Annotated in this window: 21 protein-coding genes; 1 reads left to right on the top strand and 20 read right to left on the bottom strand. The window is 66.1% G+C overall.

Annotated elements, in window-relative coordinates; translation table 11 throughout:
• Positions 1 to 6: 6 nt before the first annotated feature.
• The 10 genes from AC1DFC_RS19790 to dksA all read right to left on the bottom strand — a co-directional run bounded on the left by AC1DFC_RS19790 (position 7) and on the right by dksA (position 11,024).
• The gene (locus AC1DFC_RS19790) at positions 7 to 1,443 is read right to left on the bottom strand and encodes a UDP-N-acetylmuramoyl-tripeptide--D-alanyl-D-alanine ligase (RefSeq protein WP_478179850.1); all 1,437 of its coding nucleotides are present in this window, start codon (positions 1,441 to 1,443) and stop codon (positions 7 to 9) included.
• A complete protein-coding gene (locus AC1DFC_RS19785) occupies positions 1,440 to 2,999 on the bottom strand; it encodes a UDP-N-acetylmuramoyl-L-alanyl-D-glutamate--2,6-diaminopimelate ligase (protein WP_007832456.1) in 1,560 nt (519 codons plus the stop codon). Before AC1DFC_RS19785 ends, AC1DFC_RS19790 begins: the two co-directional genes overlap by 4 nt.
• A gap of 2 nt (positions 3,000 to 3,001) precedes the next feature.
• On the bottom strand, positions 3,002 to 4,756 hold the full coding sequence (locus tag AC1DFC_RS19780) for a peptidoglycan D,D-transpeptidase FtsI family protein (RefSeq protein WP_007832457.1): 1,755 nt from the start codon (positions 4,754 to 4,756) through the stop codon (positions 3,002 to 3,004).
• Positions 4,753 to 5,109: a cell division protein FtsL gene (gene ftsL, locus AC1DFC_RS19775; RefSeq protein ID WP_007832458.1), complete on the bottom strand. Its 357-nt coding sequence runs from the start codon at positions 5,107 to 5,109 to the stop codon at positions 4,753 to 4,755. Before ftsL ends, AC1DFC_RS19780 begins: the two co-directional genes overlap by 4 nt.
• Before the next feature lies 1 nt (position 5,110).
• On the bottom strand, positions 5,111 to 6,034 hold the full coding sequence (gene rsmH / locus AC1DFC_RS19770) for a 16S rRNA (cytosine(1402)-N(4))-methyltransferase RsmH (protein WP_007832459.1): 924 nt from the start codon (positions 6,032 to 6,034) through the stop codon (positions 5,111 to 5,113).
• An 8-nt stretch (positions 6,035 to 6,042) separates the two neighbouring features.
• Entirely contained in the window at positions 6,043 to 6,471 is a 429-nt protein-coding gene (gene mraZ, locus AC1DFC_RS19765; RefSeq protein WP_012746060.1) for a division/cell wall cluster transcriptional repressor MraZ, read from the bottom strand.
• A 271-nt stretch (positions 6,472 to 6,742) separates the two neighbouring features.
• Entirely contained in the window at positions 6,743 to 8,071 is a 1,329-nt protein-coding gene (gene hslU, locus AC1DFC_RS19760; protein ID WP_007832463.1) for an ATP-dependent protease ATPase subunit HslU, read from the bottom strand.
• Positions 8,072 to 8,073: 2 nt separating this feature from the next.
• Entirely contained in the window at positions 8,074 to 8,619 is a 546-nt protein-coding gene (gene hslV, locus AC1DFC_RS19755) for an ATP-dependent protease subunit HslV (RefSeq protein ID WP_007832466.1), read from the bottom strand.
• A gap of 55 nt (positions 8,620 to 8,674) precedes the next feature.
• Complete coding sequence (locus AC1DFC_RS19750; protein WP_007832471.1) at positions 8,675 to 10,348, bottom strand: STAS domain-containing protein; 1,674 nt, start codon at positions 10,346 to 10,348, stop codon at positions 8,675 to 8,677.
• A gap of 49 nt (positions 10,349 to 10,397) precedes the next feature.
• Positions 10,398 to 11,024, bottom strand: a complete 627-nt coding sequence (gene dksA / locus AC1DFC_RS19745) for an RNA polymerase-binding protein DksA (RefSeq protein ID WP_007832472.1) — start codon at positions 11,022 to 11,024, stop codon at positions 10,398 to 10,400.
• 731 nt (positions 11,025 to 11,755) lie between these two features.
• Here dksA and AC1DFC_RS19740 point away from each other — a divergent pair.
• Positions 11,756 to 13,252, top strand: coding sequence for a YdgA family protein (locus tag AC1DFC_RS19740; RefSeq protein ID WP_478179849.1), 1,497 nt, complete (start codon positions 11,756 to 11,758; stop codon positions 13,250 to 13,252).
• 137 nt (positions 13,253 to 13,389) lie between these two features.
• Here the strand turns inward: AC1DFC_RS19740 and AC1DFC_RS19735 are convergent, their stop codons facing one another.
• The 10 genes from AC1DFC_RS19735 to AC1DFC_RS19690 all read right to left on the bottom strand — a co-directional run.
• Positions 13,390 to 14,442 (bottom strand): CobW family GTP-binding protein, encoded by a 1,053-nt coding sequence (locus tag AC1DFC_RS19735; protein WP_007838435.1) that lies wholly within the window; start codon positions 14,440 to 14,442, stop codon positions 13,390 to 13,392.
• Between the two features lie 109 nt (positions 14,443 to 14,551).
• Entirely contained in the window at positions 14,552 to 15,766 is a 1,215-nt protein-coding gene (locus tag AC1DFC_RS19730) for a class I SAM-dependent rRNA methyltransferase (RefSeq protein WP_478179848.1), read from the bottom strand.
• A gap of 14 nt (positions 15,767 to 15,780) precedes the next feature.
• Positions 15,781 to 16,770, bottom strand: coding sequence for a tyrosine recombinase XerC (locus tag AC1DFC_RS19725; RefSeq protein ID WP_478179847.1), 990 nt, complete (start codon positions 16,768 to 16,770; stop codon positions 15,781 to 15,783).
• Positions 16,754 to 17,389, bottom strand: a complete 636-nt coding sequence (locus tag AC1DFC_RS19720; protein WP_413333776.1) for a YdcF family protein — start codon at positions 17,387 to 17,389, stop codon at positions 16,754 to 16,756. The genes AC1DFC_RS19725 and AC1DFC_RS19720 overlap by 17 nt, the downstream gene beginning before the upstream one ends.
• Positions 17,386 to 18,090 carry a DUF484 family protein gene (locus AC1DFC_RS19715; protein WP_413316006.1) on the bottom strand — a complete coding sequence of 235 codons (705 nt, stop codon included), beginning with the start codon at positions 18,088 to 18,090 and terminating at the stop codon, positions 17,386 to 17,388. Before AC1DFC_RS19715 ends, AC1DFC_RS19720 begins: the two co-directional genes overlap by 4 nt.
• Positions 18,087 to 18,962, bottom strand: coding sequence for a diaminopimelate epimerase (gene dapF, locus AC1DFC_RS19710; protein ID WP_478179846.1), 876 nt, complete (start codon positions 18,960 to 18,962; stop codon positions 18,087 to 18,089). Before dapF ends, AC1DFC_RS19715 begins: the two co-directional genes overlap by 4 nt.
• Before the next feature lie 7 nt (positions 18,963 to 18,969).
• Complete coding sequence (locus AC1DFC_RS19705) at positions 18,970 to 19,605, bottom strand: 2-hydroxychromene-2-carboxylate isomerase (protein ID WP_007838424.1); 636 nt, start codon at positions 19,603 to 19,605, stop codon at positions 18,970 to 18,972.
• Between the two features lie 384 nt (positions 19,606 to 19,989).
• Positions 19,990 to 20,259 (bottom strand): hypothetical protein, encoded by a 270-nt coding sequence (locus AC1DFC_RS19700; RefSeq protein WP_478179845.1) that lies wholly within the window; start codon positions 20,257 to 20,259, stop codon positions 19,990 to 19,992.
• Positions 20,260 to 20,364: 105 nt separating this feature from the next.
• Positions 20,365 to 20,763 (bottom strand): hypothetical protein, encoded by a 399-nt coding sequence (locus AC1DFC_RS19695; protein ID WP_478179844.1) that lies wholly within the window; start codon positions 20,761 to 20,763, stop codon positions 20,365 to 20,367.
• The coding region (locus tag AC1DFC_RS19690; RefSeq protein WP_478179843.1) for an RHS repeat-associated core domain-containing protein at positions 20,760 to 21,368 on the bottom strand (609 nt) is incomplete at its 5' end. The genes AC1DFC_RS19690 and AC1DFC_RS19695, both read right to left, overlap by 4 nt.

Here is a 21,368-nt window from a genome sequence, read left to right as displayed (position 1 = left end):
CGCGGCTCATGCGTCATGACCGGCCTCCTTTTGTTGTTGTGCCTCGATGGCTTTCACCACGCGCTCCATCTTCATGAAGCGCGATCCCTTCACAAGCACGCTGCCGACCTGCGGCAGGCGCGCGAGCACGGCCGCGCCGAGCGCGTCGAACTCGTCGAAATGGCGTCCGTCGCGTCCCTCGCCGCTCTCTTGGAAAGCGGTGGCGGTGTGCATCGTCGCCGCGCCCAGCGTGTAGACGGACTCGATGCCGCGCCGGCGCGCCCACGCGCCGACTTCGGCATGGAACTCGGGCGAGCGATCGCCCACCTCGCCCATGTCTCCGAGCACCAGCAGGCGCGGGCCCGGAAGGGCGGCGAGCACGTCGATGGCTGCGATCACGGAATCGGGATTCGCGTTGTAGCTGTCGTCGACCAGCGTCAGCGCATGGCCGCCGGCCAGCACGATCTCGCTGGCGCGCGAGCGGCCCTTGACCGGCTCGAAGGCCGACAGGCCTTCGGCAATGGTCTCGAGCGACACGCCGGCCGCGAGCGCGCAGGCGGTGGCCGCCAGCGCATTGACCACGTTGTGCCGGCCCGCGATGTGCAGGCGCGCGTCAAAGGCGCCGAGCGGCGTGCGGATGCGCACGGCCCAGGCGCCCTGCTTCCATTCGGCGCTGTCGAGCGAGATGTCGGCGTCTTCGGACTCGCCGAAGGTCATGCAGCGTCGGGCGCCGGTGGCATGCGCCATGTCGGTCCACAGCGAGGTGAAGGGGTCGCCATGGGGGAACACGGCCGTGCCGTCGTCGGGCAGCACCGCGAACACGGCGCCGTTCTCGACGGCGACCGCCTCGACGGTGGCCATGAATTCCTGGTGCTCGCGCTGCGCGTTGTTGACGAGCGCGATGGTCGGGCGCGAAATGGCGGCCAGCCGCGCGATCTCGCCCGGATGGTTCATGCCCAGTTCGAGCACCGCGAGCTGGTGCTGCGCGCGCAGGCGCAGCAGCGTGAGCGGCACGCCGATCTCGTTGTTGAAGTTGCCGGCCGTGGCCAAGGCACGTTCCCCGCGCGCGGCGAACAGCACGGCCGCGATCATCTGCGTGACCGTGGTCTTGCCGTTGCTGCCGGTCACGGCGATCAGCGGCAGCTCGAACTGCGCGCGCCAGCCCGCGCCGAGGGCGCCCAGCGCGGCCAGCGTGTCGGGCACCTCGAGGCCGGCGAGGCCGACGGCTTCCAGGCCGCGGTGCGCAATGGCGGCCACGGCGCCCTGCTTCTTCGCATCGGAGAGGAAGTCGTTGGCGTCGAAGCGCTCGCCCTTGAGCGCGACGAACAGGTCGCCCTGCGCAAGCGTGCGCGTGTCGGTGTGCACGCGCGCGATGACGGTCGAGGCGTCACCCACGAGGCGCGAACCCGGAATCCATTGCTGCACCTGGGCCAGCGTGATATTGAGCGGCGTCGTGTCGGTCATGCCGCGGCACTCCGCTTCGCCAGCGCCTGCAGCACGTGGGCCTTGTCCGAAAAGTCGATGCGCTGGCCGGCAATTTCCTGCCAGGCCTCGTGGCCCTTGCCGGCGATCAGCACGACGTCCCGCGGCGCGGCCTGCGCGATCGCGTCGGCGATGGCGATGGCGCGGTCGGGCTGCACCTGCGCAGCCTCGGGACGCGAGAAGCCGCGCAGCACCTGGCTGATGATCGCGTCGGGCTTCTCGCTGCGCGGGTTGTCGCTGGTGACGATCACGCGGTCGGCCTGGCGTTCGGCGACCGCGGCCATCATCGGGCGCTTGATCGGGTCGCGGTCGCCGCCGCAGCCGAACAGGCACCAGAGCGCACCGCCGCGCTGCCTGGCCAGCGGGCGCAGGCCGATCAGGGCCTTGTCGAGCGCGTCGGGTGTGTGGGCGTAGTCGACCACCGCCAGCGGTGCACCTTCGCCGGTTCCCGCGCGGTCCATGCGGCCCGGCACGCTCGTGAGGCTGGCACAGGCGGCCACGGCCTGGGCCAGCGTGAGGCCGAGCGCGCGCAGGGTGCCGAGCACGCCGAGCAGGTTGGCCACGTTGTACTGGCCGATGAGGCCGGTCGACAGCCGTTCCACCGCGGTGGTGCCGTGCTCGGCCACCGAGAACTCCAGGCCCTGCGCGTCGTAGCCGATGTCGCGCGCCATGAGGCGGGCCGGCTTGCCGCCGGCCGAGACGGTCCAGACGTCGAGCGCGCCGATACCGGCGTCGATCAGGTTCGCGCACAGGCTGGCGCCGTGCGTGTCGTCGATGTTGATCACCGCTGCGCGCAGGCCGGGCCAGCGGAACAGCTCGGCCTTGGCCTGCCAGTAGGCATCCATGCTGCCGTGGTAGTCGAGGTGGTCCTGCGTGAAGTTGGTGAACACGGCCACCGCGATCTGCGCACCGTCGAGCCGGCGTTCGGCGATGCCGATGGACGAGGCCTCGATGGCGCAGGCGCCGAAGCCGCGCTCGACCAGCGAACGCAGCTCGCGCTGCAGCATCACCGGGTCGGGCGTGGTCAGGCCGGTGTAGGTCAGCTCGGGCGGCACGCCGATGCCCAGCGTGCCCATCACCGCGCAGGGCGACGGCGCATCGCGCTGCACGGTGCCGTCGGGGTTCATCGCGCGCACGCCACCCGCCGCGCTCAGCGTGGAAAGCGATTCGGCCAGCCACCATGCGGTGGAAGTCTTGCCGTTGGTGCCGGTCACGGCCAGCACGTCGAGCAGGGCCGAAGGGTTGTCGTAGAAGGCCGAGGCGATCGGGCCGGTGGCGGCCTTCAAACCGGGGTAGCTCACGATGCGCTCGTCGCCCTCGAAGCCGAAGGCCTCCACGCCCTCGTGCTCCACCAGGCAGATCGCCGCGCCCTGCGCCAGCGCGGCCGCCACGTGCTTGCGCCCGTCGGTCGCGGCGCCGGGCCAGGCGACGAAGACGTCGCCCGCACCCACGGCACGGCTGTCGGCATGCATCGCGGCCTGCGATGCACGCTCCTTGAGCCAGGCCGCGGCCAGTTGGGGAGAAGTGAAGGTCAGCATGTTCAGAAACTCTCGTCGACGCCCTGCGTCATCACAAGCGGTTTGACCGCCAGATCGGGCGGTACGTTCATCATGCGCAGGGTCTGCTGCACGACTTCGCTGAACACGGGGGCCGCGGCGACGCCGCCGAAATACTGGCCGTCGCTCGGCTCGTCGATCATCACGGCGACGATGATGCGGGGCTTCTCAATAGGCGCCATGCCGGTGAACCAGGCCCGGTACTTGTTGCTCGCGTAGCCCTTGCCGACCTGCTTGTGGGCCGTGCCCGACTTGCCGCCGACGGAATAGCCGACCGTCTGCGCGCGCGTGCCGGTGCCGCCGGGGCCGGCGGCCATTTGCAGCATCTTGCGCACCGCCAGCGCATTCGACGGCGAGAACACGCGCACGCCGACCGGCGCCTCTGAATTCTTCAGGATGGTCACCGGAATGATGGAGCCGTCGTGTGCGAACGAGGTGTACGAATGCGCCATCTGGAACAGCGACGCCGACAGGCCGTAGCCGTAGGCCATGGTGGCCTGCTCGACCGGCTTCCAGGTCTTCCACGGGCGCAGCCGGCCCGTGACGGCGCCGGGGAACTGGATCTGCGGCTTCTGGCCGTAGCCGAGCGCGGTGTAGGTGTCCCACATCTCGTGCGGGGTCATCTTCTGGGCGATCTTGAGCGCACCGACGTTGCTCGACTTCTGGATCACGCCTTCCACCGTCAGCGTGCCGTAGTTGTGGGTGTCGCTGATCGTGAAGCCGCCGAGCTGGAAGCGGCCGGGGCTGGTTTCGATCAGCGTCGAGGGCTTCACTCGGCCGGCTTCCAGCGCCATGCCCACCGTGATCGGCTTCATGGTCGAACCGGGCTCGAAGGTGTCGGTGAGCGCGCGGTTGCGCAGCTGCTCGCCGGTCAGGTTCTGGCGCTTGTCCGGCACGTAGCTCGGGTAGTTGGCCAGCGCCAGCACTTCGCCGGTGACGGAATCGAGCACCACCACGCTGCCGGCCTTGGCCTTGCGCGCGGTCACGGCGTCGCGCAGCTTCTGGTAGGCGAAGAACTGCACCTTGCTGTCGACGCTGAGCTGGATGTCCTTGCCGTCGAGCGGTGGCACGGTCTCGCCCACGCCCTCGACCACGCGGCCGAGGCGGTCCTTGATGACGCGGCGCGAACCGGCCTTGCCGGCCAGCTCCTTGTTGAACGCGAGCTCGATGCCCTCCTGGCCGTTGTCTTCCACGTTGGTAAAGCCCACCACGTGCGCAGCGGCCTCGCCCTCGGGGTACTGGCGCTTGTATTCCTTGCGCTGGTAGATGCCCTTGAGGTTCAGGGCCGCGATCTGCTTGGCGACGGGCTCGTCGACCTGGCGCTTGATCCAGACGAAGGTCTTGTCCTCGTCCTCGAGCTTCTTGTCGAAGTCCTTCTGCGGCATCTCGAGCAGCTTGGCGACCTGCTTGAGCTTGGCGCGCACCTCGGGGTCATCGCGCTCGATGTCCTCCGGAATGGCCCAGATGCTCGGCGCCACCACGCTGGAGGCGAGGATGAGCCCGTTGCGGTCGAGGATGCGGCCGCGGTTGGCCGGCAGTTCGAGCGTGCGCGCGAAGCGCACTTCGCCCTGCCGCTGGAAGAAGCTGTTGTTGAGCACCTGCACGTAGGCCGCCCGGCCCGCCAGCATGACAAAGCCGAGCGCGATGCCCGCAACGATGAACTTGCTGCGCCACACCGGCGTCTTGCTCGCGAGCAAGGGGCTGGTGGTGTAGCGCACGCTGCGGTTGCCCCGGCTCATCGTGCGGCCCTCGCTGCGGTGGCCGGCTTCGTGGCCGGCTTGGGTGGGGCGGGTGCGGGCGCCACGGGCGCAACGGCCGGGATCACCGTGCCGTCGGGACGCACGTACTGCGTGATCGCCGGCGAGGTGGTGCGCATCTGCAGTTGCTCCTTGGCGAGCTTCTCGACGCGCAGCGGCGTGGCCTGCGCGCGCTTCTCGACCTGCAGGCGGTCGCGGTCGGTTTCCAGGCGGCGGGCATCCTGCTGCACGCGATCGAGCTCGGTATAGAGCTGGCGCGAGAGGTACTGCGTATGCACGAGGTACAGCGCCGTCGCAATGACGGCCATCAGCAGGAGCAGGTTGATGCGCGCCATGTCAGGGCGCCTCGGTGCGTTCGGCGACGCGAAGAATGGCGCTGCGCGAGCGCGGATTGCCTCTTACCTCGGCGTCGGAGGGCTTGATGCGCTCCAGGGCGCGCAGTTTCATGACCTTCGGGGCGGCAAACGGCGCACGGCGGTCGTAGACCTCCTTCGAGTGCTTGGCGATGAACTGCTTCACGATGCGGTCTTCCAGCGAATGGAAGCTGATCACCGCGAGCCGCCCGTGGGGCTTGAGCACGGACAGGCTGGCCTCTAGCGCCTGTTGCAGCTCTTCAAGCTCGGCGTTGATGAAAATCCGAAAAGCCTGAAATGTGCGCGTTGCAGGGTTCTGGCCCTGCTCGCGGGTTTTGACCGTGCCAGCCACGAGCTCGGCCAGTTCGGTGGTGGTTGAAATTGCGCCCCGTTCTTGTCTGCGAGCAACAATCGCCTTTGCAATCTGAACAGCAAACCGTTCTTCGCCATAGTCACGGATCACCTCTGCAATTTGTGGAAGTTCGGCCGTTGCCAGCCATTCGGCCACGCTCTCGCCGCGCGTGGTGTCCATGCGCATGTCGAGCGGACCGTCGAAACGAAAACTGAAACCGCGCACCGGGTTGTCGATCTGCGGCGAACTCACGCCCAGGTCCATCAGCAAGCCGTCGACGCTCGCATCGGGCAATTCGCCCAGCGAGCGGAATCCCTGATGGCGGATGGAAAAACGCGCATCGGAGATGCGCGCTGCTTCGGCCACTGCTTCTGCATCCTTGTCGAATGCGATCAGCCTGCCCTCCGGCGCCAGCCTGGAGAGAATTGCACGCGCATGCCCTCCCCGACCGAAAGTGGCGTCCACGTAGGTGCCGGTTGCCGCCGTGCTGCCGGAAAGAACGGCTTCCACCGCCTCGTTCAGCAAGACGGTCGTATGGGTCCATGCGGTGTTCACGTGAGCCCTCAGAACGCGAAGTCCTGAAACACATCCGGCATCTCGCCCTGGGTGGCCTCGGCCTCCTTGGCCTCGTAGGTGGCCTTGTCCCACAGCTCGAAGTGGTTGCCCATGCCCAGCAGCAGCGTGTCGCGCACGATGCCGGTGGCCGCGCGCAGTTCGGGCGACACCAGGATGCGGCCGGTGCCGTCCATCTCGACGTCCATGGCGTTGCCCAGGAAGACGCGCTTCCACCACTGCGCCGACATCGGCAGCGCAGCGATGCGCTCGCGGAATTTTTCCCATTCGGGACGGGGGAACACCATCAGGCATCCGTGCGGATGCTTGGTGATCGTGAGCTGGCCGCCTGCCGTCGCGCTCAGGACGTCACGGTGCCGGGTCGGCACGGAGAGCCGCCCCTTGGCATCCAGACTGAGCGATGAAGCGCCTTGAAACACGACCACGAAACCCCTGTTTTGGGAGTGCTGCGGCACCTGAAAGAGGCACTACCCGCACTTTTTCCCACTTAACTGCACTTTTTTGCACTGTAGCAGGAAACACTTCAGAAGCAACTGGCCGTTTGGGCTATTTTTTGTAATGGAATCAACGACTTAGCGCCGATTCCAAATCCTCGGAATCGGCGAATTTCGTTGAGAATGAAGTACTTAGCCCACGCAGTGAAAGTGATGCGTGAAGGATTCCCCCGTTACAGGGGGAGGAGAAGCGGCTTCAGAGGATGAAGCGCGAAAGGTCTTCGTCGTGACTTAGTGCCGCGAGGCGCTCGTCGACGTAGGCGGCATCGATGCGGATCGATTGCCCTTCGAGGCGGGTCGCGTCGAAGCTTACCTCATCCAGCAGGCGCTCCATCACGGTCGACAGGCGGCGCGCGCCGATGTTCTCCGTGCGCTCGTTCACCTCGAAGGCGATGGCGGCCAGCCGGTTCACGCCCTCGGGCGTGAATTCGAGCGTCACGCCCTCTGTGGCGAGCAGCGCCTGGTACTGCTTCACGAGCGAAGCGCGGGTCTGCGTGAGGATGCTTTCGAAGTCCGACACGGAGAGCGACTGCAGCTCGACGCGGATCGGAAAGCGCCCCTGCAGCTCTGGAATCAGGTCGCTCGGCTTGCTCAGGTGGAACGCGCCGCTCGCAATGAACAGCATGTGGTCGGTGCGCACCACCCCGTACTTGGTGGTCACGGCCGTGCCTTCCACCAGCGGCAGCAGGTCGCGCTGCACGCCCTGGCGCGACACGTCGGAACCCTGGGCTTCGCTGCGGGTGGCGACCTTGTCGATCTCGTCGATGAAGACGATGCCGTTCTGCTCCGCGTTGGTGATGGCCTGCGCGCGGATCTCGTCCTCGTTGACCAGCTTGGCAGCCTCTTCGTCGATCAGCAGGCGCATCGCCTCGGCGATCTTGAGCTTGCGCGTCTTGCGCTTGCCGCCGCCGAGCTGGCCGAACATGCCGCGCAGCTGCTCGGTCATTTCCTCCATGCCGGCCGGGCCCATGATTTCGAGCGGGGCGCGGGCCTCGGCGAGGTCGAGTTCGATTTCCTTGTCGTCGAGCTGATGCTCGCGCAGCTTCTTGCGGAACGCCTGGCGCGTGGGACTGGGGCCGTCCAGCGCAGGCGTTGCGCCGTCGGCGCCGCGCGCCGGGGGCAGCAGCACATCGAGGATGCGTTCTTCGGCGGCGTCTTCGGCACGCGCGCGCACCTTGATGCTCTCGGATTCGCGCGTCTGCTTGACCGCGATCTCGGCGAGGTCGCGGACGATCGAATCGACGTCCTTGCCGACGTAACCCACCTCGGTGAACTTGGTGGCCTCGACCTTGATGAAGGGCGCGTCGGCCAGGCGAGCGAGGCGGCGGGCAATTTCGGTCTTGCCCACACCCGTGGGGCCGATCATGAGGATGTTCTTCGGCGTGATCTCGTGGCGCAGCTTGTCGTCGACCTGCTGGCGGCGCCAGCGGTTGCGCAGGGCGATGGCCACCGCGCGCTTGGCGGCCGGCTGGCCGACGATGTGGTTGTCGAGCTCGGAGACGATTTCCTGGGGGGTCATGGACATGGTCAGAGCGCTTCCACCGTGTGATTCATGTTCGTGTAAATGCAGATTTCTCCGGCGATCGCCAGCGATTTGCGCACGATCTGCTCGGCCGAGAGCTCGGTGTTCTCGATCAGTGCCTTGGCCGCCGACTGGGCATACGCGCCGCCCGAACCGATGGCGATCACGCCGTCCTCGGGCTCCAGCACGTCGCCATTGCCGGTGATGATGAGCGAGGTGGTCGCGTCGGCCACGGCGAGCATGGCTTCGAGCTTGCGCAGCACGCGGTCGGTGCGCCAGTCCTTGGTGAGCTCGACGGCCGCCCGGGTCAGGTGCCCCTGGTGCTTTTCGAGCTTGGCCTCGAAACGCTCGAAGAGCGTGAAGGCATCGGCCGTGGCGCCGGCGAAGCCGGCGAGCACCTTGCCGTGATAGAGCCGCCGCACCTTGCGCGCCGTGCCCTTGATGACGATGTTGCCGAGAGTGACCTGCCCGTCCCCGCCGATGGCGACCTGGTCGCCTTGGGGGGTCTTGCGGCGCACGCTCACGATGGTGGTGCCGTGAAACTGTTCCATCGCAGCCATCTGGGGGTGTGCGGCGGCAATGCAACCGCCGAGAAGCGGTACCGGTTTAGTTTTTTCTAACCGCCACCGTGGCGTGATCGGCAATGCCTACCAGATTGAACAGCGCGGCGATGAGCCGATGCGCGTCGACGAACTGCACGCGCTCGCCGTTGGCATCGCGCGCACGCACCCAGCTCAGCAGCGTGCCGGCGGCGGCCAGGTCCATGCGCAGCAGCGCCGCGCAGGATATGACGGGCGCCGTGGTGTGGCGCAGGTCGTTGTCCAGCCGCTGCCAGTTCGACAGCGACTCTCCCCGCAGGTCGCCCGCCAGCGCGGCAAAACCGCTGTCGGTGGACGGGAAGCTCTCGGAATCACCGCCGACCGACAGCAGCGACCAGACCGAGTTGGACCGACTTGCGGGCGGCGCGGCCAGCGTGGTGCACTCGCCGCACGGGTCCTGCCAGGCGGGCGGCGACACCTCGTAGGTGATGCAGTAGTTGAGCGCGACCAGCTCGAAGTCGTCGGGCAGATGCATCATGCGCAGCGCCGCGAGGTGCAGTTGCCACCAGACGTCGTCGGTGCCGCGCTCGTTGTTGGGCGCAGCCTCGGACAACACGGCCAGCAGTTGCGCCGTGCCCATGAAGCGCAGCTGGACCGGCGAACCGGCCCAGTGGGCGAACAGCACGCGCAACGGCGCGGCCGCCTCGGGCTCGATGGCGTGCAGCCCGCGCCAGTCGAGCGTCCACACCGCGCCCGCCTTCGAGAGCGCACGGGTGAGCTCCATGAGGCCTTCGCGCGCCAGGCGCGCGGGGCAAGTCCAATCGGCATGGGCGGCGCCGCCTTCGGCAGCCGCCTCGGCGGCCTCTTCGCTGGCGGTCACGGCCTTGACGCTGCGGGCCAGCTCTTCGAGCGACACCCAGTCAGGGCCCATGCGCCGCATGCGTTGCGCGTAGCGCATGCGGGCGGCCGCGAACTTCGCGGCATCGCCCGTTGCGCGGTACAAATCGAACAGGGCGCGCCAGCGGCCGTCGTCGCGTTCGGCGGCGGGGTTGTCGTGGCCGTCCTCGGTGGCCGGCGCGCTCTCGGAGGCCAGGGCCTGCAGGAGGATGGCTTCGGCACCGGTGTCGTCGCCGTGCGCGAAGCGGATCACCGCTTCTTCCAGCGCGCCGTCGTGCGCGAGGCGAGACGACATCAGCGGCACGTCGCCGGCAGCCGCGGCCGGGCTGCTGCTGGCTTCAGCGGCCGCGGGGACAGGCAAGTGTCCGGCAGGCTCGGCCAGCAGTTCGTCGGTATGCACCGGCGGCAGCGTCTCGGCCCCGGCGTCGGGCGGCGGGTTGACCAGCGTTTCGCCGTTCGGGCCCCGCCCCTTCCACCACTGCTGCGACATCTGCTGCTCGATCTCGTCGATCTTCTTGAGCGTGAGTGCGCGTCCGTCCGATCCCTCGGAGGAACTGTTGAGGTTGAACGAGGACGGCGTGACCGTCGCCTCGAAGGCATGGGCCGCAGCTTCGCGCTGGCGCAGCTTGCGCAGCATGTCGAACTCGCGCCGGCGCACGAAATCGTTGCGCTGGCGCCGCTCGATCATCTCCTTCAGCATCTCGCGGCTGTAGGTCTGGGCGGGCAGCGAGGAGTCCGAGGTCGAGGCGGCGGCAGGGGCATCCAGCTCCGACCAATCCTTCAGGGGATTGCGGACAAACTTGGCCACCTTTGAAAAAAGGCGGCCCGATTCTTCCTTTGGCATTCGGCGAAGGCTATCGAAGACGCTGGTTTCTATCTACCTTGACCCTGTGTCAATCCCCGAACATCTTCTGCTTGAGCTCGCGGCGCTGCTGCGCTTCGAGCGACAGCGTCGCGGTCGGGCGGGCCAGCAGGCGGCCTACGCCGATGGGCTCGCCGGTTTCGTCGCAGTAGCCGTAGTCGCCGGCGTCGATGCGCTGGATCGACTGCTCGATCTTCTTCAGCAGCTTGCGTTCGCGGTCGCGCGTGCGCAGCTCGAGGGCGTGTTCTTCCTCGATGGTGGCGCGGTCGGCCGGGTCGGGCACGACCACCGTGTCTTCACGCAGGTGCTCGGTGGTCTCGCCGGCGTTCTCGAGGATGCCGCGCTTGAGTTCTTCGAGCTTCAGGCGGAAGAACGCCATCTGCTTTTCGTTCATGTACTCGTCGTCGGGCATGGCGATGACTTCGGCATCGCTCAGCTCGGCGGGCGTCTTGGTCTTCCAGTTGTTGGCCAGCTTCGGGTCTTTCTTCACGGCCAGTGGCGGTGGCGGCACCAGCGCGTTGGAAGGCGCCTGCGAGAAGCTGGACTTGGCGGCGGTCGATGCCACGGATTGCGGCATCGAGGGCACGGTCAGTTGCGACAGCCGGGACACACGGCCACCACGCGCGGCGGGTGCGGGCGTGGCGGTTTGAGCGGGCATCGAGGGTGTCGCCGGGGCGGAAGTGGAGGCGGCAGCCGTTTTTTTCATGGGGATCGAGGGAGCAGAAGGAGCGGCAGCAGGGCGGCCGACGGGTTTGGATGACGATGAGCCCGCGCCTGCGGTCCTGGTGGCGGCAGTTGCAGGCTTGGCGGACTTCTTGGTCGCAGCGGTCACGGCCTTGGCCGGTGGTGCTGCGGGCTTTTTGGACGGCGCGCTTTTCTCCTTCGCGACAGGGCCATGTGCGGTGGCAGAAACCTTCTTGGCCGCAGGTACAGCCTGCTTCGCAGCCGGCGCCTTCTTTGCGGCGGGCTTGGGTGCTGGCGTGGCCTTGGCGGCGGGTTTCTTCACGGTGACTGGCTCCTTGGACGAACTGGAACGCGCTTTCACTGGGTGTCTCCTCCCATGGGAGCCCCTTGCAGCTTTCAGGCCACGCAGGCTCCCCGTTGTCGGGGTGCTCGCCAGTGGCGAACCCCGGGGTTATACCCCCGAAAGCCCCCCAGTAACGTATGGCGCCCCGTGCCGGAAGTCACATCTTGCCCATGGGAACTGGACATGGCTGCCGGAACAGGCGCGCGATTGTATAGAGAACTCACAGGCGTGGGCGATGTCCTGGCGTGCCGGCCAACTCCGTTAGCATCGCCCCGCGCTGCCTGAGGGGGCAGCGCGGGGCCCGAGCCTTTGCCCATATGGCGGCAGGGCTTATCCGATCATTCGCAAAAAGAAAGCAAGCCTTGAACAAGAAAGCAGTTTTGGGAGTCCTGGCCGCGGCCATCGCCGTCGCCTACGGCGGCAGCACCTGGTGGGCCGGTTCGCAGATCAAGTCGCGTTACGACACCGCATTCGACGAGCTGCCGAAGCAGACCGCGCTGGTGCGCGTGGCCGAGCGCAAGTACGAACGCGGCTTCCTCGGCGCCGTCAGCACCGTGACGCTGGAAATCGGCTGCGCGCCCGATGCCGCCGCGGCCGTCGCCAGCAAGCCCGCCGAGGGCGACGAAGCGGAGGAAGACGACGAGGAGGACGCCGGCATCAAGCCGCCGAAGCAGTTGCGCCTCACCATCCGCGACACCATCCACCACGGCCCGCTGGCCGGCGGCATGCTGGCGGCGGCCACCATCGACAGCGAGCTGGTGCTCGACGCCAAGGTGCAGGCCGATGTCGAGAAGTTCTTCGGCAAGACAAAGCCCCTGACCGCGCACACCAAGGTCGGCTTCAGCGGCGCCGTCACGACCGACCTGACCGTCGCGCCCGTCAAGCTGGCCGAGGAAGGCAAGGGCCGGCTCGACTGGCAAGGCGCGCAGGCCCGCGTGGAAGTGAACGCAGCACGCACCCAGGCGCGCTACGACCTCACCGTGCCCGGCCTGGACTTCAGCGACGCGCGCAGCGGCATCACCATGAAGATGGGCAAGCTCACCGCCAAGGCCGACATGGACAGCAGCGCCGGCTGGTTCCTTGCCACCGGCAAGAGCGAAGGCCGGCTCGACACCCTCGAATTCGCCATCAAGAAGAAGGCAGCCGCTGACGGCGCGGCTGCGGCCGAAACACCGAAGGCGCTGCCGACCGTCGTGCTCCAGGGCATCGACCTGCTGGCCGACGCGAGCATCAAGGACGGCCTCTACACGTCGAGCGGCACGCTCAAGGGCGCCGGCAAGATCGGCGAAACCAAGATCGACAAGTTCGAGCTGACCAGCAGCGCGCGCCGCATCCATGCCGCCGGCTACAAGAAGCTGGCCGACGCCTGGATGCAGTCCGGTGCCGTCAACGGCTGCGGCAAGGGCGGCAGCAAGGCCTCCCAGGCAGCGATGCAGGCGCTGGCCGAGCAGCTCGCGCCCGACCTCAAGGCCATGGCCAAGTACGCCCCCGAGGCCGGCCTCGACAGGATGCTGGTCGAGATCGACGGCAAGCGCGGCGAACTCGGCTACACGGTCAGCATGGCCGGCGTGACGGACGAAGACCTGCAACTGCCGGGCACCGCGCTGATGATGAAGCGCGGCGCACTCAAGGCCCATGCGCGCCTGCCCATGAAGTGGCTGGAGAAGCTGGCCGAAACCGGCGCCGAGAGCGGCCAGACGCCCCCGCCCGAAATGGTGGCCGGCCTGGTCGAGCAAGGCGAGGCCATGGGCTTCGTGAAGCGCGACGGCGACGACGTGACCGGCCAGGTCGAGTTCAGCGACGGCAGCCTGAAGGTCAACGGCAAGCCGCTGGGCGGCATGGGCAGCGCGGGCAAGTAAGCCGCGGTGTTTCTCCCTCCCCTCTGGGGGAGGGCCGGGGTGGGGGCACGACGGCCTCCGAAAAAAGCGCAGAGCCCGATCGAAGGCCTGCCCCCATCCCAACCTTCCCCCAGCGGGGGAAGGAGCAAGTCAGGGCCTCAGACCAGGCACTGCTCTAGACCCTGTTCCAGGATCTCGCGCGGCAGCTCGATGCCGATGAACACCATGCGGCTCTGGCGGGCCTCGTCCTTGCCCCACTCGGGGCCCAGGTCGCTGCCCATCAGCTGGTGCACGCCCTGGAAGATCACCTTGCGCTCGGTGCCCTTCATGTTCAGCACGCCTTTGTAGCGCAGCATGCGCGGGCCGTAAATGTTGACGATCGCACCCAGGAAGTCTTCGAGTTTGGCCGGGTCGAACGGCCGGTCGGCCTTGTAGACGAAGCTCTTGACGTCGTCGTCCGTGTGGTGATGGTGGCCGTGGCCGCCTTCGTGCTTGTGCGAGGGGTGGTCGCATGCCTCGCCATGCGCGTGGTCATGATCGTGGTGATCGTCTTCTTCCTTGAGGAAGTCGGGGTCGATGTCCAGCTTGGCGTTCAGGTTGAAGCCGCGCAGGTCGAAGATGTCCTTCAGCGGCACATCGCCGAAGTGCGCCTTCTGCTGCGGCGCGCGCGGGTTCATGTGCTTCAGGCGATGAATGAGCGCATCGGTCTCCTCGGCCGACACCAGCTCGCTCTTGCTGATGAAGATCTGGTCGGCAAAGCCCACCTGGCGGCGCGCTTCCTGGCGGTCGTTGAGCTGCTGCGGCGCATGCTTGGCATCGACCAGCGTGAGGATGGAGTCGAGCAGGTAGCTCTCGGCGATCTCGTCGTCCATGAAGAAGGTCTGCGCCACCGGGCCGGGATCGGCCAGGCCGGTGGTCTCGATCACCACGCGGTCGAAATCCAGCAGGCCCTGGCGCTTCTTGGCGGCCAGCAGCTGCAGCGCCTCGCGCAGGTCTTCGCGGATGGTGCAGCAGACGCAGCCGTTGCTCATCTGCACGATCTGCTCCTTCGACTCGGTCACGAGGATGTCGCTGTCGATGTTCTCTTCGCCGAACTCGTTCTCGATGACCGCGATCTTCTGGCCGTGGGCTTCGGTCAGGATGCGTTTGAGCAGCGTGGTCTTGCCCGAGCCGAGAAAGCCGGTGAGGATGGTCGCGGGAATGAGGGCCATGAAGGGAGTGCTCCGGAAGCGGAAAAACAGGAAAAAGGGGGCGAAAAAGGCGTGGCCGGCAGTTTAGCCAATGCCACTGAGTTGCGTTGGTGGCAGGGTCAAGCCGGTTTCAGGCTGGCTTTCGGACCACCACAAGGCCCTTCAGGTACTCCCCTTCCGGGAATTCGATGGTCATCGGATGGTCTGGCGCTGCGCCCAGGCGCTCGGCGATATAGCCGTCCACGCCTGCATCGAGCCCCGCGGAGGCCACGATCTTGTGGAACAGGTCGGCGCTGATGCCGCCCGAGCACGAGAACGTCAACAGAACGCCGCCCGGCTCCAGCAGCTTGAGCGCCAGGCGATTGATGTCCTTGTAGGCCCGCGCGGCGCGCTCGGCATGCGCCACCGTGGGCGCGAACTTCGGCGGGTCGAGCACGATGGCGTCGAAGGTGCGCCCCTGGTCGATGAACTCCCGCAGCACGGTGTTGACGTTGGCGTCGAGAAACTCCGCCTGGATGCCCTGGCCTTCGAAGCCGTTGAGCGCGAGATGGCCGCGTGCGCGTTCGAGCGCGGGTTGCGATGAATCGACCGACACCAGCTCCGCGCCTTCGAGCGCGCCCGCGGCCTTCAGCCCCGCCAGCGCCGCGACGGTGAACCCGCCCGTGTAGCAGAAGCAGTTCAGCACGCGCCGGAAGCGCCGATGCTGCGCCAGCTCGGCAAAGCGCTGGCGGCTGTCGCGCTGGTCGAGGTAGAAGCCGGTCTTGTGGCCGGTCGCGATGTCGAGCGAGAGCTTCCAGCCGTGCTCGCGGATCGTGATTTCGGTGGCGCCCTCCCCGCGCAGCCAGCCCGTGACCGGCTTCAGGCCTTCGCGCTCGCGGCCGCTGGCGTCGGAGCGTTCGTAGAGCTTCATCAGGCCCGTGGCCTTGAGCAGCGCGTCGGCCAGAACATCTTTCCAGCGCTCGACGCCGGCCGAGAGAAACTGCGCCACCAGCGTATCGCCGTAGCGGTCGACGATCAGCCCCGGCAGGCCATCGGCCTCGCCGTGCACCAGCCGCACACCGTCGCTCTGCAGATCGAACAGGCCGCGGGCAGTCACGGCGCGGGCGCACACCGAGGCGAAGAACGCGGCGTCGATGCGCTGCGTTTCGACGAAGCTCCAGGCCCGCGCGCGGATCTTGGACGTGGGGCTGAACGCCGCCCAGGCGAGGAAGGCGCCGTCGTGCGACTCCACGCGCACCGTCTCGCCGGAGTCGGCGCCACCGCGCGCGATGGCGGATTCGAAGACCCAGGGATGGCGGCGCTGCATCGAGCGCTCTTTGCCGGGTTTGAGGCGAAGGGTTTTCATTGTTCGTTGCTTGCTTACTTGTCGTTCTCGGGCCTGGCCTTGGCACGCGGATGTGCCGCGTCGTAGGCCTTGGCCAGGTGCTGAAAATCCAGCCGTGTATAGACCTGCGTGGTCGCGATGTTGGCGTGGCCCAGCAGCTCCTGCACCGCGCGCAGGTCGCTGCTCGACTGCAGCACGTGGCTCGCAAACGAATGGCGCAGCATGTGCGGATGCACCGGCGCTGCAAGGCCGGCCTTGAGGCTGCGCTCGCGCAGCAGCTTCCACACCGCCTGCGACGACATCCGCAGGCCCTTGGCGCTGATGAAGAGCGCGGCCGCGGCCTGCGGGTCGCGCAGCCGGGCGGTGGCCAGTCCGGCGCAGTCTGCGCGCACGGCGAGCCAGTCGCGCACCGCCTCGGCCGCCTTGCTGCCCATCGGCACGATGCGGCGCTTGCTGCCCTTGCCGAGCACATTGGCTTCGCCCGCATCGAGATCGAGCCAGCCGCGCGCCGTGCCGCTCGCCTGCGCGTCGAGCCCCGTGAGCTCGCTCACGCGCAGGCCGCAGCCGTAGAGCACCTCGACGATGGCGCCGTCGCGCGCCTCGGTCCAGGGGTCGGCATCGGGGTCGTACAGCTCGGCGAGGCGCACCGCGTCGTCCACGCCCAGCGCCTTGGGCAAGGGCTTGCCGGCCTTCGGCGCATGCACATCCTGCACGGGGTTGAAGCCGATCAGGCCTTCGTGGCCCAGCCAGCGGTAGAAGCTGCGCCAGCACGACAGCACCAGCGCAATGCCGCGCGGCTCGCGCCCGGCGCTGTGCAGCTGCGCCATCCAGCGTCGGACGTGGGCGGTCTGCACGCGGTCCAGCGGCAGCCTGGCCTCGGCTGCGTGGTCGCGCAGGGCCTGCAGGTGAAAGGCGTAGAGCTCGACCGTACGCGCCGCGAGCCGGCGCTCGACGCGCACGTGCTCCAGGTATTTCTCGATCCAGTCCGATGGAGTGGATGCGACCGGCTCAGAAGAGGTAGCCATGGCCGGCATTGTTGATGATGGCCGCCGGCTCGCGCAATGCGCCCTTGGAGAACGGGCCCAGGGCACGCCAGCACGACGTGGGCGCCGCCGCGTACTGCACGTCGAAGCTCTGGTCGAAGCCGCTCATCTTCACGAGCCGCTCGACCCGCCACAGGTGATACGGCTCCGACACGATCACCACGCTGCGCACGCCGGCCGCCAGCAGCAGCGGACGCGACAGCGAAAGATTCAGCCGCGTGGAAGTCGACGCCGGCTCCAGCAACATCGGCCCGGCAAAGCCCGCCTCCACGGCATGCTCCTGCATCGCCATGGCCTCCGTGCGGCCGTCTTCCGAATCAACGCCGCCTGAAAAAACCAGCTGCCTGACCACGCCGGCATGCGCCATCGCCAATGCCGTATCGACCCGACCGGTGAGGCACGGGTGCGGCTTTCCGTCGAGATAGGCGCGGCTGCCGAGCACCAATGCCGCGTCGGCCGGCCGCTGCGTCGGATGCGCCAGCAGCTCTTCGGCATGCGACCAGATGAACGCTCCGATGGCCGCGTACGCCAGCGCCACGGCCAGCAGCGCGCCGGCCAGCGCGACCTGCCAGGGCCGCCGCAACCAGCGCGGGCGTTTCAAGGACGCAGCCGCGAAAGCCCGCCCGACGCCAGCTCGGCGATACGCTCGAGAAAGTCGGTGCCCATCTCGGCGTTGAAGCGCTGCGCGTCGGGCGACGCCAGCACCAGCAGGCCGAAGGCCGGCGATTCGGCGTCGGGGCGCAGCGGAATCAGCGCGATCGACATCGCCGCCTGCGGCTCCGGCAGCCAGTTGGCCGCCTCGAAGCCCGAATTGAGCCCGCAGTAAGGCGAGGTCAGCGAAGTGGCCAGCGCCTTCACGTCGTCGCTCACCCACTGGGCATAGGCCTCGTTGAGGTATTCGCTGCCGCAGTCCCACACCTTGATGGCCGTCTGCGGCACCAGGAACAGCGACTGCAGGTCGACCGCGATGCTGTACGGCAAGCTGCGCGGATCGCGCGTGGTCAGCAGGCCCTTGGTCCAGCGCTGCAGGCGGTCGGCGATGACCACGTTCTCGGTGCCGTGGCGCACCATGTCCATCAGGCGGTGCTCCAGCGCCTTGATCTTCTCGCGCAGCATCTCGGCCTGGCGCTCCTGCAGGCTCACGGCGCGGTTGCCGTGCGGGCTGGTGAGCTGCACCTGCGCCAGCAGCTGGGCATGGCGCTCGAAGAAATCGGGCGTGTTCGCCAGGTAGTTCGCGATGTCGTCTTCGGTGATCGGATTCATGGCGTTTTTGGCGTCGTTGTTGTTCGTGAAGGGGGTCATGGCAGCTCAGGCACCTCGATATCGCCTTCGAAGACCGTGGTGGCCGGCCCGGTCATCAGCACCGGCTGGCCTTCTCCCTGCCACTCGATCGTGAGGATGCCGCCGTGCGTCTGCACGTCGACCCGGCGGTCCAGCAGGCCGAGGCGGATGCCCGCCACCACCGCCGCGCAGGCGCCCGTGCCGCAGGCCAGCGTTTCGCCGGCACCGCGCTCGAACACCCGCAGCTTGATGTTGGAGCGGTCGACCACCTGCATGAAGCCCGCGTTCACCCGCTGCGGGAAGCGCGGGTGGTGCTCGATCTGCGGGCCCTGCTCGGCCACCGGGGCTGTTTCGACGTTGTCGACCACCTGCACCGCGTGCGGATTGCCCATCGACAGCACCGCTACCGAAACGATAGCACTGCCTGCTCGCGTACCCAGCGCAAGATGCCACTTCTGCCATGCACCGTCATGCTGCGGGTCGAGCCCGGCGGTGTCGAAGGGAATGCGTTCGGGCTCGAAGACGGGGGCGCCCATGTCGACCGTCACGCGGCCGTCCGCGCCCATGCGCGGCTCGATGACGCCGGCCAGCGTCTGCACGCGCACTTCGGTCTTCTTGGTCAGCTTGTGTTCGCTCACGAAGCGCATGAAGCAGCGCGCGCCATTGCCGCACTGCTCCACCTCGCCGCCGTCGGCGTTGTGAATGACGTATTGAAAATCGATGCCTTCCGCGGGCGAGGGCCGCACGGTGAGGATCTGGTCGGCGCCGACGCCGAAGTGGCGGTCGGCCAGGAAGCGGTACTGCGCGGCGCTGAGGCCCAACGTGCCGCGCGTTTCGTCCAGCACGACGAAATCGTTGCCGGCTCCCTGCATCTTGGTAAAGCGGATTCGCATCCTCGGATTATCCGCCGCTGGCTTGGCGCAGTCTGTCCAATGCCCGATCGAGAAACGCCAGCCGGTCCTGCCCCCAGAAGCGCTCGCCGTTCAGGATGAAGGTCGGTGCGCCGAACACCCCCGCCTCCACTGCCGCCGCGCTGTTGGCACGATAGGCTGCCAGCGTCTCGGCCGCCTGCTCCAGCGCCTGCAGCGAGGCGCCGTCGTAGCCGCTCTCGTCGGCCACCGCGATGCGCACTTCCGCCTGCGACGTGTCGCGCTCCTCGGCCCACAGCGCGCGCAGCAGCGCGTGCGACAGCGGCTGCGCGTCGAGCCCCTGCAGCTGCGCGGCAATCACCATCCAGCCAGGGTACTTGTTCCAGTTCGGGTCGCTCGGCGCGCCCTTGGGATAGTGCGCGGGCGCCAGGTTCAGCGGCATGCCGAGGTAGTCGCTCCAGCGCGCCAGCTCGAGCGCGTGGTACGTGCGGCGCGGCTCCGGCCGGGTCTTCAGCGGGATGCCGCCGGTCTGAGGCACCACGGCCTGGAAGTCGTACGGCTTGAGCGTGAGCCGCACGTGGTGGCGGCGCACGATGTCCTGCAGTTGCGGGCCGCCGAGGTAGGCCCAGGGGGAGGAGAGGCTGTAGTAGCAGTCGAGCGCGATCATGTTTCGATTATCTGCAGCGCATGGGCGGTGCCGTCGCGCGCTCTACCCTTCTCTCCTTGGGGTCGGGGCGCGTGGAGGTAGTGCACGCGGTCGCCGCGCCATGCCTGTTCCTGCTGACCCTCGGTGCTCTGCGTGCTCTCGAAGGCCAGCGTGTCGCCGTCCCAGTCGAAGAGGGGAACGGTGCCCAGACTATTTCGAATAATCCAAACCGCACGGCCCGATTTCGTCAATCAAATTAAAATCATCCAAATTTACCAATTTTGGAGAGGCGTCCGTTAATGCAAAGAGAATTCCCTTCAAATAACTTTGCCTGTCTGCCACGCGATTAAGAGGAAGATCGTGGGGGATGGCGCTTCTCCATAAATCATCATCGGAAAAATTCACCTAAATATAATTTAGTCCGCTGATGATATTCTTTTTTGAGGTTGGACCAAAAGTCAAAAAACTGCGTCTCATCTCTTCAAAAAGCTTCTTCTGGTTGGCGATGGAATTTATATCAAAATCCTCTAGCTCCTCGTCATTTTTGCCAATTAAGAAATCATAGAGACCGCGTAGATAATTGAGGTTTAATGAATTCATAATTGAGGGTAAGCTGTGTAAATCGCGCTGAAAATATTCCCTCGAACCGTGACGCGTGACGCGGTGACGGGACATCTTCCCGTACTGCGGTCCCCTTCGCCAGCCGTTCGTTCCACGCCGAACGTGACATTGTTTTGACCAGAGCGCGCCGTAGTATTACATTCAGATTTAAATTCGAAACTATTTTTTATTTTTTAAATTGTAGCGTGCTGCTTGTGCTACATCTTCTGCAAAATCCTTTGAAAGCCTCTCTAGTATGTGGATGGGGGTTTTTGCATTAATTGCAATTCTTTCGCGAACAAGATAATTTTCATCTCTAGACAATATGTCAAACAACTCCGGAGATAACTTTCTTTTGTCTGCCACAAATGAATTTACTTCGGGATGATTTTTGACCAAGCATTCGAGTATTTCAAGAGGAATGGTTTTATTGTGTGCAACCCATTGCCTGAGTTCAGGGTAATTTTCTATTACATCAATCCAAACCTCAACTGGTGCCTCTTCGTGAGCGGCGCGGTCATATTCTTCTTTTATAGAGCTTAATCTCAGTCTTGCGAATTCTTCTGCAGACTCAATCATTGAACATCCTTGCACTTCATATTTTTGAGGTCAACGTTCTTTCCGGTTTCACTCTTATGTTTGCTCATAAAGTCGCCATACCGGTCCGCATCAGCTCTCCAAGAACCATCACTGTTGTAAACTTTCCAGGCACTTCCACCATGTCCTGTTTGATCCGGCGACCACCACTGCCTGGTTTTGGGATCATGGAAATATTTCACTCTGCCAACACCGGGGACATGACCATCGCAAAGTCTGTCGTAGCGATTTACTTCCCACGGTCTTCTGCATTCGGAGCATTTGGGGTTTTGATTGGGCTTTGATGACTCCCGTTTTCGGCCTGCGCCGCTTGTACGATTTAATCCAAGCGGGTCAATCCATTCAGTGGGATTTGGAGCATATTGCTGAAGGTGGATCCCGCCAAGCAATCCAATCGGATCATTGGATATAAATCGCCCACCCACGGGATCGTAGTATCGATACCGGTTGTAGTGCAGCCCCGTCTCGTCGTCAAAGTACTGCCCCTGGAACCGGATCGGATTCCTGAACCCCGCCTTGCGTCCCGCCTCGCTGATCGCCTGCCTGGCTTCCCCCCAGGCCTTGTAGCTGGCCGACCAGGCGATGCG

The sequence above is a fragment of the Variovorax sp. 10L421 genome, from assembly GCF_056395365.1.
Note: the sequence above shows the minus strand (reverse complement) of the source record. Positions and strands in the feature narration are given on the sequence as shown.

Excerpts from the sequence above, each read along its gene's own strand:
- AC1DFC_RS19790 (WP_478179850.1), bottom strand. The coding sequence starts at position 1,443 with ATGACCGACACGACGCCGCTCAATATCACGCTGGCCCAGGTGCAGCAA.
- AC1DFC_RS19785 (WP_007832456.1), bottom strand. The coding sequence starts at position 2,999 with ATGCTGACCTTCACTTCTCCCCAACTGGCCGCGGCCTGGCTCAAGGAG.
- AC1DFC_RS19780 (WP_007832457.1), bottom strand. The coding sequence starts at position 4,756 with ATGAGCCGGGGCAACCGCAGCGTGCGCTACACCACCAGCCCCTTGCTC.
- ftsL (WP_007832458.1), bottom strand. The coding sequence starts at position 5,109 with ATGGCGCGCATCAACCTGCTCCTGCTGATGGCCGTCATTGCGACGGCG.
- hslU (WP_007832463.1), bottom strand. The coding sequence starts at position 8,071 with ATGTCCATGACCCCCCAGGAAATCGTCTCCGAGCTCGACAACCACATC.
- hslV (WP_007832466.1), bottom strand. The coding sequence starts at position 8,619 with ATGGAACAGTTTCACGGCACCACCATCGTGAGCGTGCGCCGCAAGACC.
- AC1DFC_RS19750 (WP_007832471.1), bottom strand. The coding sequence starts at position 10,348 with ATGCCAAAGGAAGAATCGGGCCGCCTTTTTTCAAAGGTGGCCAAGTTT.
- dksA (WP_007832472.1), bottom strand. The coding sequence starts at position 11,024 with ATGCCCGCTCAAACCGCCACGCCCGCACCCGCCGCGCGTGGTGGCCGT.
- AC1DFC_RS19735 (WP_007838435.1), bottom strand. The coding sequence starts at position 14,442 with ATGGCCCTCATTCCCGCGACCATCCTCACCGGCTTTCTCGGCTCGGGC.
- AC1DFC_RS19730 (WP_478179848.1), bottom strand. The coding sequence starts at position 15,766 with ATGAAAACCCTTCGCCTCAAACCCGGCAAAGAGCGCTCGATGCAGCGC.
- AC1DFC_RS19725 (WP_478179847.1), bottom strand. The coding sequence starts at position 16,770 with ATGGCTACCTCTTCTGAGCCGGTCGCATCCACTCCATCGGACTGGATC.
- AC1DFC_RS19715 (WP_413316006.1), bottom strand. The coding sequence starts at position 18,090 with ATGACCCCCTTCACGAACAACAACGACGCCAAAAACGCCATGAATCCG.
- dapF (WP_478179846.1), bottom strand. The coding sequence starts at position 18,962 with ATGCGAATCCGCTTTACCAAGATGCAGGGAGCCGGCAACGATTTCGTC.
- AC1DFC_RS19705 (WP_007838424.1), bottom strand. The coding sequence starts at position 19,605 with ATGATCGCGCTCGACTGCTACTACAGCCTCTCCTCCCCCTGGGCCTAC.
- AC1DFC_RS19700 (WP_478179845.1), bottom strand. The coding sequence starts at position 20,259 with ATGTCCCGTCACCGCGTCACGCGTCACGGTTCGAGGGAATATTTTCAG.
- AC1DFC_RS19695 (WP_478179844.1), bottom strand. The coding sequence starts at position 20,763 with ATGATTGAGTCTGCAGAAGAATTCGCAAGACTGAGATTAAGCTCTATA.